13 protein-coding genes are annotated in these 16,008 nt (G+C 61.3%); 5 read left to right on the top strand and 8 right to left on the bottom strand.

Annotated features, from left to right (window positions below):
• Positions 1–268: 268 nt before the first annotated feature.
• Positions 269–1,396, bottom strand: a complete 1,128-nt coding sequence (locus tag OKW30_RS14105; protein ID WP_184065458.1) for a lactonase family protein — start codon at positions 1,394–1,396, stop codon at positions 269–271.
• Between the two features lie 835 nt (positions 1,397–2,231).
• On the opposite strand from OKW30_RS14105, the gene OKW30_RS14100 reads away from it, so the two are divergent.
• Positions 2,232–3,194, top strand: coding sequence for a LysR family transcriptional regulator (locus OKW30_RS14100; RefSeq protein WP_090803531.1), 963 nt, complete (start codon positions 2,232–2,234; stop codon positions 3,192–3,194).
• Here OKW30_RS14100 and OKW30_RS14095 read toward each other — a convergent pair.
• Positions 3,185–4,135 (bottom strand): cupin domain-containing protein, encoded by a 951-nt coding sequence (locus OKW30_RS14095; RefSeq protein ID WP_184065752.1) that lies wholly within the window; start codon positions 4,133–4,135, stop codon positions 3,185–3,187. The genes OKW30_RS14100 and OKW30_RS14095 overlap by 10 nt on opposite strands.
• 1,066 nt (positions 4,136–5,201) lie before the next feature.
• Between OKW30_RS14095 and OKW30_RS14090 the strand changes: the two genes are divergently transcribed.
• From OKW30_RS14090 to OKW30_RS14080, 3 genes are all read left to right on the top strand, one after another.
• Positions 5,202–5,822, top strand: a complete 621-nt coding sequence (locus tag OKW30_RS14090) for a phosphatase PAP2 family protein (protein ID WP_221307659.1) — start codon at positions 5,202–5,204, stop codon at positions 5,820–5,822.
• A gap of 459 nt (positions 5,823–6,281) precedes the next feature.
• Positions 6,282–7,157 (top strand): tyrosine-type recombinase/integrase, encoded by an 876-nt coding sequence (locus OKW30_RS14085; RefSeq protein WP_184062687.1) that lies wholly within the window; start codon positions 6,282–6,284, stop codon positions 7,155–7,157.
• 23 nt (positions 7,158–7,180) lie between these two features.
• Positions 7,181–8,350, top strand: coding sequence for an IS91 family transposase (locus OKW30_RS14080; RefSeq protein WP_429345668.1), 1,170 nt, complete (start codon positions 7,181–7,183; stop codon positions 8,348–8,350).
• Between the two features lie 719 nt (positions 8,351–9,069).
• Here the strand turns inward: OKW30_RS14080 and OKW30_RS14075 are convergent.
• From OKW30_RS14075 to OKW30_RS14065, 3 genes are all read right to left on the bottom strand, one after another.
• Positions 9,070–10,389: an MFS transporter gene (locus OKW30_RS14075; protein WP_429346946.1), complete on the bottom strand. Its 1,320-nt coding sequence runs from the start codon at positions 10,387–10,389 to the stop codon at positions 9,070–9,072.
• A 140-nt stretch (positions 10,390–10,529) separates the two neighbouring features.
• Positions 10,530–11,288 (bottom strand): SDR family oxidoreductase, encoded by a 759-nt coding sequence (locus OKW30_RS14070; RefSeq protein ID WP_429346945.1) that lies wholly within the window; start codon positions 11,286–11,288, stop codon positions 10,530–10,532.
• Between the two features lie 91 nt (positions 11,289–11,379).
• On the bottom strand, positions 11,380–12,819 hold the full coding sequence (locus OKW30_RS14065) for an aldehyde dehydrogenase family protein (RefSeq protein ID WP_429346944.1): 1,440 nt from the start codon (positions 12,817–12,819) through the stop codon (positions 11,380–11,382).
• A gap of 295 nt (positions 12,820–13,114) precedes the next feature.
• Here OKW30_RS14065 and ppa point away from each other — a divergent pair, with 295 nt between their 5' ends.
• A complete protein-coding gene (gene ppa, locus OKW30_RS14060) occupies positions 13,115–13,642 on the top strand; it encodes an inorganic diphosphatase (RefSeq protein ID WP_129958864.1) in 528 nt (175 codons plus the stop codon).
• A gap of 532 nt (positions 13,643–14,174) precedes the next feature.
• Here the strand turns inward: ppa and tnpA are convergent.
• From tnpA to OKW30_RS14045, 3 genes are all read right to left on the bottom strand, one after another.
• A complete protein-coding gene (gene tnpA, locus OKW30_RS14055) occupies positions 14,175–14,624 on the bottom strand; it encodes an IS66-like element accessory protein TnpA (RefSeq protein WP_429346943.1) in 450 nt (149 codons plus the stop codon).
• 267 nt (positions 14,625–14,891) lie between these two features.
• Positions 14,892–15,176, bottom strand: coding sequence for a DUF2442 domain-containing protein (locus tag OKW30_RS14050; RefSeq protein WP_429347753.1), 285 nt, complete (start codon positions 15,174–15,176; stop codon positions 14,892–14,894).
• A 137-nt stretch (positions 15,177–15,313) separates the two neighbouring features.
• Entirely contained in the window at positions 15,314–15,985 is a 672-nt protein-coding gene (locus OKW30_RS14045; protein WP_429346942.1) for an SDR family NAD(P)-dependent oxidoreductase, read from the bottom strand.
• Between the last annotated feature and the right edge of the window lie 23 nt (positions 15,986–16,008).

Below are 16,008 nucleotides of genomic sequence, written 5' to 3'. Positions count from 1 at the left end.
GTCGCTACCCGTATGAACGTGATCGAAAGCGGGTCAATGGCGTTCGAGCGTCGGTTGGGCAGAAGAAAGTGATGGGATTCGACTCGCTCACCGTCGCCCGTTTGGACTCACCTAACCCCTGCTTGACCGGGAGCCTCGATTTCAATCGGGTCAAGGTGGACGGCGGGTGCTCAGCGGTACCGGCAACGTTCTTGCGCGAAGGCTGCCGGTACAGGGATACGAAAGCATGATCCCGCGTGCACATCTCCCCGCGCGGGGGGAGATGTGTCTAGCGCGCCGCGATCCCTTGTGCCCCCGACGGTACGCCGGTGACTGAGCCAAGTGGCTCGAGTGTTCCGTCTGGCATCACGCGAAAGCCACTTACAGCGCCGTTACCTTCACGAACGTAGAGGAATTTGCTGTGACCACTGAGCGCCATGTCAAGGGGAGCGCTGAGTGTGCCTGCAGTCGGATTGAGCAAGCGTACTGTACCGTCCGCCGCGATCCGCAGACTGCTGATCGAGCCGCTACCGGCATTGGCGGTGTAGGCAAAACGTCCATCGCCCGTGGTGACAAGCCAGCAAGGGGCGCTCTGGCCCAAGGGAATTGCTGCACTGATGGAAGTCAGATGTTTGCTGTCCTCGACCTCATATGAGGAAACCGAATCAGACCCGGCCTCGGAGACGATCGCATAACCCCGGGTCGTGATGGAAAAGCCAAACGGCGTGACGCCGTTTGACCTGTGGCGGGTTGGAGTCGAGGCGTAACCGGTGAAGCCGACATAATACGTGTCAATGAATTGTGTGCCCTTTTCGGTCACGAGCAGTTCGTTGCCTTCCGGCGCAAACTTCACTTGCGCGGGCTGGGCGAGGTTTCCGCCGGCAAGTGGTCGCTGTGAACCCGGTAACGGAACGAGACGCTTGCCAAACGCGTCGACGATAAAGCCACTGATGTTCGGTGTGCCGCCGTTCGGTGTGCCGCCGGCATTGAGCACATACGCGATGGGCCCCTTGACTGTCACGCTGACGGGCATTTGACCGCCCGATGGTTTTTTGTCGAGCAGCGTCAGTTTGCTGCCGTCGACCGCGAACAGCGAAACTTCATTGCTGCCGGCATTCACGGCGAACAGAAAGCCCCCTTGCAACGTCAGCGAACCCTGCGAGCCTAGCGGATCGGTTCCTGTGCCTGCTCCTTGGCCGCCGGTTGAGTACGTGGCTTCATAGGTGAGTATTCCGTTGGCAGCCCGCGAATAGACAAGAACGGAGTTCCCGGACGGCTGGTTTGACAGAACGTAAACCGCTCCTGGCGGATCGACCTCCGAATCGGCTTGCGCAATGCTGATTGAAGCGAATCCTAACGCCGTAGCGAACGCGATGGTTCGCAACAGAAACGTTAAACGGCACGTGATAAATGACATGGCGTACTCCTTGCGTGGGCGACGAGCGAACGGGTGACGTCGGATGGACGAGTGGGCAGAGCAGGTAGCTGTACGTTACGTCCTTGATAAATTGGGCTACAGGCAGACCTGCAAGAGCGTTACCCAGTTCGCGAGCTGTTTCATTACTTCACCCCTTGTCGCGTTTACTAACGGTGGTTAAGGAGGTCGAACAGGGAACATCGGGAAGCGGTGGATTGGCCGGGAGCGCGTCGCCCCCGGCAATGATGCTAACGCTGCAATCCACTGACCGGTCCATGTGGGAACAGACGGGTCGCGACTATTCGGCGTCGTACATCTCCGTTCGGCTTGACTGCGGCTCTCGCGGACCTGAGTCAAGGGCGGTTTTCGTCGGACGTACAGCCATTCGCCGCCCCTCGTTTGTATATAGTCCATCTGGGCCGCTTGACCATGAACATTTTTTGACGGGTGCTCCCGATGCCGTTAAATCCCGGCAAGGTATGACTGATCCGCCAATAAGTGCTGCCAATGGACTACCTTCGGCCTTGACTTGAAAAGCCCTTCGGGGCGAACAGATTGACGATGGCCTCCTGTAGGGCAGCAAGGGGACATTCGTCAACGTGGATTGAGTGACTCGAAGGGGTCGCGTGCCGCCAATCGCTGCCGGGCTGCAGCCGGGGAACGAGCGACACTCGCGGACCTGCAACAAACGACCGCGGTTCTCATGAAGCGGACCTTGCATCTAAACGCGGTAGCTTTCACGACGTGATCGACTCCTCATCACGCTGGCCGCGCCGGGGCAGTACACTACCGATCTCGGCAAAAGCCAGGTAATCCCATCCACGTCAGACAGTCCATGGACTACTTCGCCGCAGTACGGGCCTTCGTTTGCGCAGCGGAACTGCAGAGCTTCAGCAAGACGGCCAATGCACTGTCAGTCAAGACCTCGACTGTCTCCCGCTATGTAAGCGAACTCGAAAGAGATCTGGGCATCGCCCTATTCAACCGGTCGACGCGCGGCCTCGTCCTGACAGAAGGCGGCCGGCTGTTTCGTGAACACGCCTTGTTAGCGTTGCAAGCACTCGATGACGCGCGCGAAGTGACGTCGTCGCTAAATCGCACGCCACAAGGCGTGCTGCGCGTGACAATGCCACCGGCATTCGGCCGCCTGCACATCGTGCCGCATCTGCCGGCCTTCATGGCGCGCTATCCTGATATCGACCTCGACATCGTCTCTACGGACGAAACGCTCAACATGATCGATGCGGGCATTGATGTGGCGATCCGTACCGGCGTGCTGCCCGATTCGTCATTGATGGCGAGGCGCCTGGCACCGCATCGTCGTATCGTCTGTGGCAGCCCGGCGTATTTCGCGCGTAGCGGCACACCGCGTGTGCCTGGCGATCTGGCCGCGCGCGATGCGCTTCGCGTGTCCCTGGTCCCGGACGACAAATGGTATTTCACGCTGGTCACCGCGGACGCGCGGGCGTCGCAAGAACAGGAACAGGTGCTGGTGGAGTTGCAGGGGCGCTTGCGCGCTGACGACTCCGAAGCCGTGCTCGCGCTCGCCGTGGCCGGTTGTGGCGTGGCGCTCCTGCCGACATGGCTCGCCTCTACGGCCCTGCGCGGAGGACGCTTGCAGCATGTGCTACCGGAATGGGAAGCACGCACCGGACGAGCCGAACCCGCGGTCTGGGCGGTCTACCCACCGAAGAAGATCGTCTCGTCGAAGGTGCGCGCCTTCGTGGATTTCTATGCCGAGGCGTTTGGCGAGCCGCCGTACTGGGACGACGGACTCGCACTGGAGCGTCAGCCTTGATGCGCGAAGCGGATGTCTAGCGTGCGCAGGTAAGTCTGCAAGCCTGCATCCTGGATCGGAATCACATAGGCGTTTTCGTTCGTTTCGTTGAAATGCGCATGCCAGTGTCCCGGCGGCGTGACGAATGCCATCCCCGTTTTCCAATCGACGCGGGTCGGGTTCACGATATTGCCATCCCTGTCCAGTTCCGTTCCGACCAGCGTATAGACACCCAGCTTGCCGCTGGCGATGAAGTCGAGTGCAATCGACTGGTGCCGGTGCGGCTTCTGCACCGAGTTGGGCGGCACGATGCCGAACATCGCCCACAACACATGCGTGACCGTGCGCGTGTGCGGAAAGTTGGTGTTGCCCATTAGTACGCTGATGCGGTTGCGACGACCCGCGTTCGCTTGTTCCGCGACCGCGCGCAGTGCTGCCTGCGCCTCGGCGGCCGGATAGCGTGTCGGCGCAAAGCGCGCATGTACCCCGGTGGTACCAAGATAGGTGAGCAGTGGCGCGTCATTGACGTAATAGAGCGTGGCCGTCGCAGCAGCGGACAGCACCGTGGCATGGCCGCCTGGGAGCGTGAAGAAATCGCCCATCGAAAAGGGGAAGCTCGTTTCGGACTGCTGCACGCTACCCGCTCCGCTAATGACGTAGCAGACCTGCGAGGTCGCATTGGGATCGAGTGTCAACGCGTCGCCCGCATTGATGCGCAGGAAGTTGGCGCTCAAGCCGGGACCGGTCGCGGGACCCGGGCAGCCCAACTCCGCAGACAGGTCAAGCGGCACGACTCGGGTTGCGCCGTCTGCATAAAGCGAAGGCGAGAAGCTGCAGAACGGCACACGCGAGATGAGCTTCGCACCGATCGGATTGGCGGACGAAGTGTATTCGAAGTATTGCGCGTCTTCCGTGGCGACATTCGGTTTGGTGAGAAGCGCGGGGGATGTCCTGGTCAGCATGGTTTTGCTCCTTTTGAGTTTTGAGGGGGCTTCGCGCGGTTCCATTTGTGAGGATCCGCATCCGAAGGCTGACCTGACTTTAGGCGCGGGGCGTTGGCGCCGGAAGTGCCGGACATCGAAATCACCTTTGCGCAAAAGGAACACCGTGCCACGACGGTTTCGAGGCGCGGCGGGTTGTTCATGCCGGGTCGCTATGCAGTTCATCATCGGCCAAGGTTCGGCCAGGAGGCAATGTTCAACGAGGTTGTGTTGACGGGCCGAAATCGTACCGACAGCGGACGTTTGATTTCGGACTCTGATCGAGCGCTTCACGCCCTGAGGCGGTCCGTCAAGGTTTTAGAAGGGGGAAGCATGAGGTTTGCAAGAAGGGGCGAGCCTCGCTTCCTCAATGCGTTTAGATAGACGCTTTCGTCGTATCGTGTCCCAGTCTGGCCAGCAGCGGTAGAGGATGCGTATCCATTTCAACACCAGCCATTTCTCTTGAGGCCGGTCTAGCGGCGTAAGCACTCATGCTGGCAGGCTGTCCTGTTCATGGATTTGGGGATTTCCCAGGCAGCCACAGGCCTGGGTAAACCAGAGATCCGGGGCCGACGACATTGGTTCGACATGTTGTTGAGTGCCGCGCTAACAGGACCTTTCAAGCCGCCTCTGGTTCCATCGCGAGAATATGCCCGGCACGATCAATTCGATGCTGACGTGACATGGCTTAGCTCCCTAAGCATTGGAAACGTTTCGGGTCTTAACGTTTCCTTCAGATCGGTCTAGTACGATCTTGTGCAACATGTGTTTCACCGTATTCGAGCACATGCTGCGCATCCCGTCGCGTTGGTACGCTGACGGCAGTTCCTCCTGCGGGCGGTTACGCATCGAGGCGCCAATTGAAGCATCGGAAGGTTTTGAATAGATCCGGGGCGGACTGAAGTTGCCTTCAATCGTCGCCACCATGATCCATGGCGATCATGGTGCGGGCCGCGATCGTCGTTCACGTTGCGTCTTAAAGTAACTGCAGAAAGCTAGTTACGCGAACCTTTCGCCACACTGCTGCGCGAGGGCGAAAATGAGATCGATGACTTCTGGAATCAGGGTGACAGGGAGACGGTGCGGAGCCGCCGCAATCACGGCGTTCACTTTTTCAGGCGCATATGCCGGCGGGATCGATCATGAAGTCGCGCTGGATCAGAGCGGCATATGGAACCGCAATGTTCAGCTCGCACTTGAATACGCCGTGATAGCCACGACGGCGGGTGGGGCTCTGTGGCTTGGGAACGACAACGAACTGGGCCATACATTCTGGCAAACGGCCGACGCTACGGCGATATCGGCGGTCGCTGCTCAAGGCATGAAGTATGCGTTCGGTCGCCAGCGGCCCAGCGCTGGCCAGGGACCGAACCAATGGTTCAGCGGCGGAAAGAGTTTTCCCAGTGGTGAAGTCACCCTTCAGGCGAGTTTCGTAACGCCGTTCATCGTCAACTATGGTCGGCGTGATCCGTGGGTTTGGGCACTCGAGGTGTTGCCGCTCTATGATTCGATCGCACGCGTGAAAAGCCAGGCGCATTGGCAGACCGACGTCCTCGCCGGTTGGGCGCTGGGCACGGCGGTAGGATACTTGAGCACGACGTGGCAGACACCCCTGTTCGTGCAGATTCTCCCGCACGGTTTTACGGTCGGCTTCGCGAAGCGGTTCTAGATCTGGTTGCGAAACGGACGTGACTGGTGTGCAGATGGCGGCGCGGCGACGTCCTGACCTCGGTTGAACAACGCTCCGTAAGTTCGACGCGGAGAGTTGCTCGCCACCACCCGTATCCAGGATTGCGAACCGTCATCGCGATGGAATGGCCGTTTGAATCCGCCCTCCAAACCTGACGATTTCACAACGTTGCGTCGAAGGACCGAAAGGGGTCGACAGTACGCATTCGCTCGCAGCGAGTGCGACATTCGCCAACTCCGACATGCGAATGTCGGAAATGCGACTTGGAGCGGCCTCACAAACCCCGACAGCCGAACGTCGGGTATGGCCGAATGGACTAAACCGCTCGCGCGGTAGGGGGCTGCGGCCCGTCTCTGGCGGCGAATGGGAGGCCAGTGGCGCCGGCGCTTATGTTGGTGGTTGAGGCAATCCGCCTCGTCCTCCAGCAGGAGCCCCATCATGACCTCCTCCGATCCGGGCATCAGCCCGCTGCGCCGCCGTATGCTTGAGGACTTGCGCATGCGCAAGTTCGCACCCAAGACCCAGGCCGCCTACCTACGTGCCGTACGTCAGTTCGCCCGATACCTCGGGCGTTTACCCGATACCGCCACTGTCGAGGACCTCCGGGACTACCAGCTGCATCTGGTCGATCACGGCGCGTCGCCGGTGTCGCTGAACGCCGCGATCAGCGGTCTGAAGTTCTTCTTCGAAGTCACGCTCGGCCGGCCTGAGCTGATGGCGCGGATGCAGCCGGTACGCGTGCCTCGCACGCTCCCGGTTGTGCTCAGCCCCGAGGAGGTGCGCCGGCTCATCGCGGCAGCCGGAAACCTCAAGCATCAGACCGCGCTGTCGGTCGCCTATGGCGCCGGGCTGCGTGCGAGCGAAGTGGTCGCCCTCAGGGTCAGCGACATCGACAGCCAGCGCATGACCCTGCGCATCGAGCAGGGCAAGGGCCGCCGTGACCGCTACGCGATGCTCTCGCCGGTCCTGCTCGAACGTCTGCGCGTCTGGTGGCGCGTTGCCCGTGCCCAGGGCTGCATGCTCGATGGCGGGTGGCTCTTTCCGGGCCTCGATCCGATCGACCCGCTCAGCACGCGGCAACTGACCCGCGCCATCCATGCGGCCGCCGAGACCGCAAACATCGACAAGCGCGTATCCATGCACACGCTGAGGCATTCCTTTGCCACGCACCTGCTGGAACAGAAGGAGGATATCCGCGTGATCCAGGTGCTCCTTGGACACAGGCAGATCGAGACCACCACGCTCTATACCCAGGTTGCCACTGACCTCCTGCGCAAGGTGGTCAGTCCGCTGGACCGCCTGCCCGCCGGCTAGCCCGGCCGCACGCGGAGCACCCCGTGCTGGAGGTCGCGGATATCTTCCGCGCCTGCGGGCCGGCGTGGCGGCGCACGGTAGCGCTGAGCCTGGGGCAGCTGAAGGTCATGTCGGCCATCGAACAGTGCCGCAGTGCGGCACTCGGGGGGCATGTGCTGCGCTGCGCCGGCTGCGACCGCATCGAGGTTGCCTACAACTCCTGCCGCAACCGTCATTGCCCGAAGTGCCAGGGCAGTGCTGCGCATCGCTGGCTCCAGGCACGCCAGGCCGATCTGCTTCCGGTCGGGTACTACCATGTCGTCTTCACGCTGCCCGCGCCCATCAGTGCCATCGCCTGGTACAACAAGGCCGTCATCTACGGGCTGCTGTTCGATATCGCCGCCGAAACGCTACGCACCATTGCCGCTGATCCGAAGCACCTCGGCGCCCAGATCGGCGCGACGCTCGTGCTGCACACCTGGGGCTCGGCACTCACGCATCATCCGCACGTACACGGTATCGTCCCCGGTGGTGGGCTGTCGCCCGATGGTCAGCGGTGGATCGGATGCCGGCCCGGCTTCTTCCTGCCGGTACGTGTGCTATCGCGCCTGTTCCGCAGGCGCTTGCTCGAAGCGCTCACGGACGCGCACCGGCACGGCCACCTGCAGTTCTTCGGCCAGTACGCTGAACTTGCCGACCCAGCTGTCTTTGACGTGTGGCTTGCGCCGCTGCGTGCCTGCGAATGGGTCGTCTACGCAAAGCGTCCCTTTGCAGGACCCGAAGCAGTGCTCGCGTACCTGTCGCGCTATACGCACCGCGTCGCGATCTCCAGCCAGCGCCTGCTTGCATTCGATGAACGCGGCGTGACCTTCCGCTGGAAGGACTACCGTGCGAAGGGGCACACCCGCTACAAGACCATGACCCTCGAAGCCGGCGAGTTCATGCGCCGCTTCCTGCTCCATGTGCTGCCCGGTGGCTTCCATCGTATCCGTCACTACGGACTGCTCGCCAACCCGGTGCGCCGCGCCAGTCTCGCGAAGGTCCGCGAACTGCTGCACGTCGCGACCGACGTCAACACATCAGCTCACGAAACCGTCATCGAAACGCGCCCCGCCTTCATCTGCCGGCACTGCGGCGCGCCGATGATCGTCATCGATATCCTTGCGCGCATTGCACCGATCCGCGCACCACCCACGCGCCGGGGCGAGATATGAGCGCCACTGTTCCAGGACGAACAACCCGACCCTCGGCTTTGCGGCAACGCGGCCCACGAGCAGACCTTTGCGTCTGTCGCTTCGCACAGGCCCTTGCACGTCCGTTCCGCCATCACGATGGCGCCACTGCACCGCTTCGGCACAACCTCAGCCCTCAACCGGCCTCCCGCCTGACCACGCATCCCGCAACACCGCTCGCCATCCCGGGCAATCAATCGCCATAGCCCCGAAGACTCCATTGCATCAGAGCACTCCGCGGTTTCCTCCCTTCAGGTTTATTCAACGCCTGCCCGCACGCGCCGGCGCGCACCCCGAGTCCACGGACATGGGCAGGCATCGAACAAACCTCAAGATGAGAAGCGACCGCTATCCCTCAGATTTAATGGCTGCTTCCTGGGCGCAGTGGAAACCTGAGTGTCCGAGCTGGTTACCGAAGATTGATTGTTGGCCGATCACCACAGGTGCCGCTGCTCGTGTACGGCTATAGCTTTCGGTTGGGAGCTCACACGCGAGGCACTAACCCGAGTCATTGCTCCAAATGCCAACGCGCCCAACACTGGGGGGACGCTTTTGAAGTAAGTCGAGCGAAGCTCGCCCGCCAAGTTGACACCGACTGATTTTGCGTCCGCTTCACTAAGGTCATATAAACCCGACCTCGTCGGTGGCATTCCGCGAAGGCGGGCAATCACTCTTTCTGCAACATTCAGCAGCGACTCCAATCACTTATTAACCATCCTCGCCGGCACACTAATAGCAAGCAAACCGCCCAGCACCATAAACGCCGCCAACATATACATCCCCGAATCGTTCGCCGCGGTAACCTCCTTCAACCACCCCACAGCATAAGGACTAAGGAAACCGGCAAGGTTGCCAATCGAATTAATCATCGCAATCCCGGCAGCGGCGCCGGTGCCTGCCAGAATCGCCGTAGGCAAACTCCAAAACAACGGCAGTGTAGTGAGGATGCCCATGGTAGCCAGCGTCAACCCAGTCATGGCAAGCAGGGTGTTATGCGCCCAAACGACGGAAAGCACGAGCCCCACAGCACCAAGAAACGCCGGCAACGCAATATGCCATCTCCGTTCCCTCGACCGATCCGCACTCCGCGCCACAAACACCATCGCCACAACAGCCGCCGCAAACGGCACGGCCGATAGCAGCCCAATCAAAAACGCATCGGTAACGCCGGTCGATTTGATAATCGTCGGCAACCAGAAGCTCACCCCATAAAGCCCCATCACAAACGAGAAGTAGGTGAGGCTCAGCATCAACACCCGCCCGCTAGTGAGTACCTGCCGAATCGGCATATCGTGCTTGGTCGCTTCCTCAGTTGACACCTGACTCTCAAGCAACTGCTGCTCTTCCCGGGTCAGCCACTTAGCCTTCGAAATCCGATCATCGAGCATCACGAACACGATGATCCCGACCAGCACCGACGGCACCCCTTCGAGCAGAAACAGCCACTGCCATCCGTGCCAACCGTTCACGCCGTTGAAGTTCTTCAGGATGTACCCAGACACCGGCCCACCAATCACCCCCGACAACGCAATCGCCGTCATAAACCAGGTCGTCATCCGTCCACGCCGATGCGCCGGATACCAGTAGGTGAGATACAAAATAATCCCAGGAAAGAAACCCGCCTCTGCAAGCCCGAGCAAAAAGCGCATCACATAAAACATCGTCGGCGTGGTGACTAACATCGTCAGCATGGATATCACGCCCCACGAAATCATGATCCGCGCGATCCAGACACGCGCGCCGACCTTATGCAGGATCACGTTGCTCGGCACTTCGAAGATGAAATAGCCGATGAAGAAAATCCCCGCGCCGAAGCCATACACCGCATCGCTCAAGCCAAGATCGGTGCTCATCCCCAGCTTCGCGAAGCCGACGTTCACGCGGTCCAGATAGGCAACGATGTAGCAGAGCATCAATAGCGGCGCGAGCCGCCAGGTAACCTTGCGATAAGTCGCCTCTTCGAACGTCGAAGGCGGCGCGCCAGCGCCGGGATGGTGGAGCGGATCTGCAGGACTAGCCATGACTATGTCTCCTCTTTTTTATGGAATTGAAGTGCCGCCGCCGAACGATTCTATCCGCGCCAGGTCTTTTGCAGGACGAATCGATATCGGGGGAAAACACTGACTGCGCACGCAGTGCGTGCGCAGCGCTTGACCTACCGCTACACGCAGCGCCCCCCATCCACTTCGAGGCACACGCCGGTAATAAACTCCGCCTCATCCGAAGCCAGATACAGCGCCGCATTCGCAATATCCTGCGGCGTCGAAAACCGCCCGAGAGGAATCCCTGCCAGGAACTTCTGCCGGTTCTGCGGCGTATCCTCGACCCCCATGAACTCGGACAACAGCGCGGTCTCACCGATCACCGGATTCACGCAGTTCACGCGAATCCGCTCCGGCCCCAGCTCAACGGCGAGCGACTTGCTAGCGACGATCACCGCGCCCTTGCTGCCGTTGTACCAGACAAGCCCGGGCCGCGGCCGCACGCCCGCCGTCGACGCGATATTGATAAAGCTGCCGCCGCCTTGCTTGCGAAAATACGGCACGAACTCCTGCACGCTCCAGTAGATGCTCTTCACGTTCACCGCATAGACGCGGTCGAACTCGGCCTCGGTCACTTCGAGTACCGGCTTGTTGCGATGCGTGGTGCCCGCGTTGTTGACGACGATCTGCACGCTGCCGAAGTCTTCCAGCGCGGCCTCGCGCAGCGTGCGCCAGTCGTCGCGTTGCGCGACGTTGCCGGGTACCGCGATCGCCTTGCCGCCCGCAATCGCGATCTCACTCGCGACGCGTTCGGCGGCCGGCCCGTTGAGGTCGTTGACCACGACGTTCGCGCCTTCGCGCGCAAAGGTCTTTGCGATGCCTTCGCCGAAACCCGAACCGCCGCCCGTGACGATGGCCGTTTTACCTGTCAACCGCATGATGTCTCCGTTGTTCGTGATGGATAGAGCGATGCGTTGTTGCGTGTAACGTGCTGCTCGCGCCGATCGCGAGCGAGCCCTACGGCACCCGCTAGCCGTGCCGGATCGCGATCGTCTTCAGCACCGTAAAGCCATACAGCGCCTCGAAGCCTTTCTCGCGACCATGTCCCGAATGCTTGACGCCGCCGAACGGCAATTCGACGCCGCCGCCCGCGCCATAGTTGTTGATGAACACCTGGCCCGAGCGCACGCGTCGGGCGAGGCGCATCTGGCGCGCGCCATCGCGTGTCCAGATGCCGGCGACGAGCCCGAACTGCGTGCCGTTCGCGAGCGCGAGCGCTTCGGCTTCGTCGCGGAACGACATCGCGGCGAGCACCGGACCGAACACTTCGTCGCGCGCGAGGCGGTGGCTCGCGGGCACGTCGCGCAGCAAGGTCGGGGCCTGATAGAAGCCGCTTTCAGGCGCTTCGGGAATCACCTCGCCGTGCGCGGCCATCGCGATGCCGTCGTGTTGCGCGTCCGACAGAAAGTCCCACACGCGTTGCTGCTGTTTCGCGCTGATCAGCGGTCCGCAGTCGAGGTCGGCATTCGACGGCCCGACGCGCAACGCCTGAAAGGCGCTGCTGAGTCTGTCGAGCAGCGGCTCGTAAATCGCCTGCTCGATCAGCACGCGACTGCCCGCCGAGCAGGTTTGCCCGGCGTTCTGCACGATTGCGGAGATCAGCACCGGCAGCGCGGCGTCGAGATCGGCGTCGGCGAACACGATTTGCGGCGACTTGCCGCCGAGTTCGAGCGTGACCGGCACGTGGTTTTCGGCGGCCATCTGCGTGACGAGCTTGCCGGTTTCGGGCGAGCCCGTGAAGGAGATGTGATCGATGCCCGGATGACGCGCGAGCGCGGCGCCCGCTTCGTGCCCATAACCGGTCACGATGTTCAGCGCACCGGCCGGCAAGCCGGCCTCGGCGGCGAGCTCTGCGACCCGCAGCACGGAAAGGCACGCGTCCTCGGCCGGTTTGACGACGCACGCATTGCCGGTCGCGAGCGCCGCGCCGACGCTGCGCCCGAAGATCTGCATCGGGTAATTCCACGGCACGATGTGGCCGGTCACGCCGTGCGGCTCGCGGATCGTCAGCACCGTGTAGCCGGATTGGTAGGGCAGGGTTTCGCCGTGCAGCTTGTCGGCCGCGCCGGCGTAGAACTCGAAGTAGCGGGTCAGGGCGGCGGCGTCGGCGCGCGCCTGCTTGAGCGGTTTGCCGGTGTCGCGCGCTTCGAGCCGTGCAAGGTCTTCCTGGCGCGCTGCCACCAGCAGCGACAGCCGGTACAGCACGCGGCCGCGCTCGGCGGCGCTCAGCGCGCCCCATGTGCGGTCGAACGCTGCGCGCGCGGCGTGCACGGCGGTGTCGATATCGGCCTCGGTGCCGCGCGCGATGCGCGTGAACGGCTGGCCGTCCGAGGGATCGAGTACGGCGATCGATTCGCCGCCGGAAGCGGCGCACCACTCGCCGCCGATGAAATGCCGTGCTTCTTCCATGCATGCTCCTTGATGACGTGCGGCCGGCGTGCGGCGGCGCGGGTTCGAAGGGGAGACACAAAACGGTAGAGACGCGAAGCGAGTCGCCAGACGATTATCGCGCCGATCCGACCGCGGATGCCACCTGCCGATTGGCTATAATGGCGCATTCCGTACGGTCCGGTGCGCGGCCCCGTTGTTCGGGGCGAGAGGGTTTCAGTGCCCGACGTTCGCGGTTCGCACACAGTTCGCACCGCATCGGCAGCTCGCGCGCCGTTCGCCGCCTTCCGATTTCCATCCCCTTCAGAGAGCGCTCATGAGCTTCAATCACGTTCCCGCAGGCAAAGACCTTCCGCACGATTTCAACGTCATCATCGAAATCCCGGCGCAAAGCGACCCGGTGAAGTACGAAGCCGACAAGGACCTGGGCCTGCTCGTCGTCGACCGTTTCATCGGTACCGGCATGCGCTATCCGGCCAACTACGGCTTCATTCCGCAGACGCTGTCGGGCGACGGCGACCCGGTCGACGTGCTGGTGATCACGCCGTTCCCGCTGCTGGCAGGCTCGGTCGTGCGCGCCCGCGCGCTCGGCATGCTGCAAATGACTGATGAGTCCGGTGTCGACGCGAAGCTGATCGCCGTGCCGCACGACAAGATCTGCCCGATGACGGCGAACCTGAAGTCGGTCGACGACGTGCCGGCTTACCTGAAGGACCAGATCAAGCACTTCTTCGAGCAATACAAGGCGCTGGAGAAGGGCAAGTGGGTCAAGGTCGAAGGCTGGGCCGACGTCGATGCTGCCCACAAGGAAATCAGCGAAGGCGTGGCGAACTACAAGAAGTAGAGCAGGGTAATCGCGAAGTGAAAGATTGACCTCGCCTTGCGAACACTCAGTAGGTCTTTAAGGGGCAATCCACAACGGTTTGCCTCTTTGCGTTTGTTCGGCTGAATTTCGGCGGTGAGACCCTGCGCGCCTTTGGTTTTAAAGATAGAGAAAATTTCTCAAAGGTTTTCCGAGGCGCCCAGCAGGGCGCTGAGGCCAATCACGCATGCCGCACAAATCTTCGTGCAAGATTGCGTAGTTCTTTGAATTTGTTGAATTTTGTGTTTTTTCGTATAGAGTTCTCCGGGGTAATTGGTTTTCGACCGGAGATTGCCTGTGGACTTCTCGGCACTTACTGCAGTTGGCATCATCGTAGACTCCGAACGTGACCGACGCGCGTTGGAGTTTCTGGTCACTGTCCGCGGTACCGAAGTTGTCGTGCGCGGGTGCACGGAATTGCCCGGGCGGACTCGTCCCTATGTTTCCAATATTGCTAAGGCGCTCGGTGTCGTGATTCCCGATGAAGTTGTTATCACGCCACGAGGCAGGCCGATCACGATCGCACACTCTTGAGCACCGTACGCAGCGTTTCGGCGTCAACTACACCATCGACCTTCACCACCGCCCGGCCAATTCGAACTTCAATCGTGCCGATGGTCCTGGTTGGCTTCACCATCTCCTGTTCGACCGAAGATGTCGGCGTGATGGCAACCGGCGCGTCGCTCACGACCATCACCGGAACAAGCCCGGTCGTCCCGGCAGCTTGCTCTGCACGATAACGCCGCCGCCACTTGAACAACATGTTCGCGTTGATGCCATGTTCCCGGGCGAGTTTCGAAACAGAGACGCCTGGTTCACATGCAGCCGCGGCCAGGCGACGTCGAAACTCTGGGCTATGGTTCGGGCTGCCTTTACGTGTTCCCGACGCTGGCTTCTCTTCTGATCCCAAAATGGTTCCCGCTACTCGAAATGGTGGCAACCACTTTGGCCTCTCCGATTGCACAGATCAAGACGGCCGTGCCGCGACGCTTACTGACAACCCACCCGGGATGTGAAATCAGACGCCTGTGTTTCAATGCGAGTTGTCCGCCATTGTGACCAACGACGCGCTCTCGGTATGTTTGCCGCATCTTCCGTTTAGGACTGGAGACTTTGTGAAATCAATCGGTTGCGCCGGGTTCGACGTGGCGGCTATTGTGTGCAGGGTGGTTACGGCGGGACCGCCGCTAAATGTCCTCTGGGTCGACCTTAATCACCCGACCGACTGACTTTAGCCGCTCGCGTAGAACTGTTTTGGGATAGAACTTGCCCTCTCCCGCTCATCACTGAGGGCTCGTTTGCCGCATCTTCGAGCGACAGCATGCGCCCGGATTCGCGCAGCAACCCCGAGGTCCTCGTCAAGTTCGTCCCAGTGTAGTCCGCTCGGCGTGAGGCTCATCGCAGGACGCTGTTCTGGCACGGCTGCCGGCAGTTTCGGTGAAATATCCAGTGGCACATTCAACTGCCGACCGTCGGTCGATTCGACGGTGAAGGCGTTCTCGGCGAACGTTATCACAATGAGATGTGGCAACAATTTACGCTCCCTAATGTGAAGTGAGTGTCGCTCAATGACACGACCAGCCACGGACGAAGCGCCCGATACCGAATCTCACCGCGGCTGCGTCCACTCCCCATTCGGCGAGGATGTATGCCCTAAAACTCCTCGACCCAGGGCCGCAGTTCGACTTCCCATGTCCACGCACTGCGGTGCTGACGATGAACGTGCAGATATTCGCTGGCTATGGCGTCTGGGTCCAGCCATTTGTCGTCAGTGCTGCCGTCGTCCGGTTGCGCCCGACCACTGGCGATGCCGCCGTCGATGACAAAATGCGCCACATGAATATTTTTCGGTGCGAGCTCTCGCGCCATGCATTGGGCCATCCCTCGCAAGGCGAACTTGCCCATTGCAAATGGCGTCGAACCGGGTAGACCTTTTACGCTCGCCGTAGCGCCGGTCAGGAGGATGGTGCCGTTGCCGCGTGCCAGCATTCGAACAGCCGCTGCTTGGGCAACGAGAAAGCCACCGAAGGCGGTCACTTTGAAGGCATCCTCAAGTTTCTCCGCCTCGACATCTTCGACAGCCGCGCGATAGCGGCCACTCGCGTTGTAAACAACGAGGTCAGGAGCGCCGAATGCGTCTTCTACGTGGTCAAAGAGTGCCTTGACCTCGTCCGCTCGACTGGCGTCGCAACTCAAGGCGAGAGCGCCGGTCTCGTCGACGAGGTGTGTCAGCTTGCTGGTGTCGCGGGCAGCGAGTGCAACCTGCATACCCTCGGCCGCAAACAGTCGCGCGAGGGAGGCACTCAATCCCTTTCCCGCACCCACTGTAATGGTCTAATTCCCTCGGA

The sequence above is a fragment of the Paraburkholderia sp. Clong3 genome (assembly GCF_050436485.1).
Lineage (GTDB): Bacteria > Pseudomonadota > Gammaproteobacteria > Burkholderiales > Burkholderiaceae > Paraburkholderia > Paraburkholderia tuberum.
The sequence above is the reverse complement of the archived record's forward strand: the minus strand, read 5'-3'. Positions and strand labels throughout refer to the sequence as shown.

Coding starts and splice junctions, on each gene's coding strand:
- OKW30_RS14095 (WP_184065752.1), bottom strand. CDS start 4,135: ATGCTGACCAGGACATCCCCCGCGCTTCTCACCAAACCGAATGTCGCC.
- OKW30_RS14105 (WP_184065458.1), bottom strand. CDS start 1,396: ATGTCATTTATCACGTGCCGTTTAACGTTTCTGTTGCGAACCATCGCG.
- OKW30_RS14100 (WP_090803531.1), top strand. CDS start 2,232: ATGGACTACTTCGCCGCAGTACGGGCCTTCGTTTGCGCAGCGGAACTG.
- OKW30_RS14075 (WP_429346946.1), bottom strand. CDS start 10,389: ATGGCTAGTCCTGCAGATCCGCTCCACCATCCCGGCGCTGGCGCGCCG.
- OKW30_RS14085 (WP_184062687.1), top strand. CDS start 6,282: ATGACCTCCTCCGATCCGGGCATCAGCCCGCTGCGCCGCCGTATGCTT.
- ppa (WP_129958864.1), top strand. CDS start 13,115: ATGAGCTTCAATCACGTTCCCGCAGGCAAAGACCTTCCGCACGATTTC.
- OKW30_RS14070 (WP_429346945.1), bottom strand. CDS start 11,288: ATGCGGTTGACAGGTAAAACGGCCATCGTCACGGGCGGCGGTTCGGGT.
- OKW30_RS14065 (WP_429346944.1), bottom strand. CDS start 12,819: ATGGAAGAAGCACGGCATTTCATCGGCGGCGAGTGGTGCGCCGCTTCC.
- OKW30_RS14090 (WP_221307659.1), top strand. CDS start 5,202: ATGACTTCTGGAATCAGGGTGACAGGGAGACGGTGCGGAGCCGCCGCA.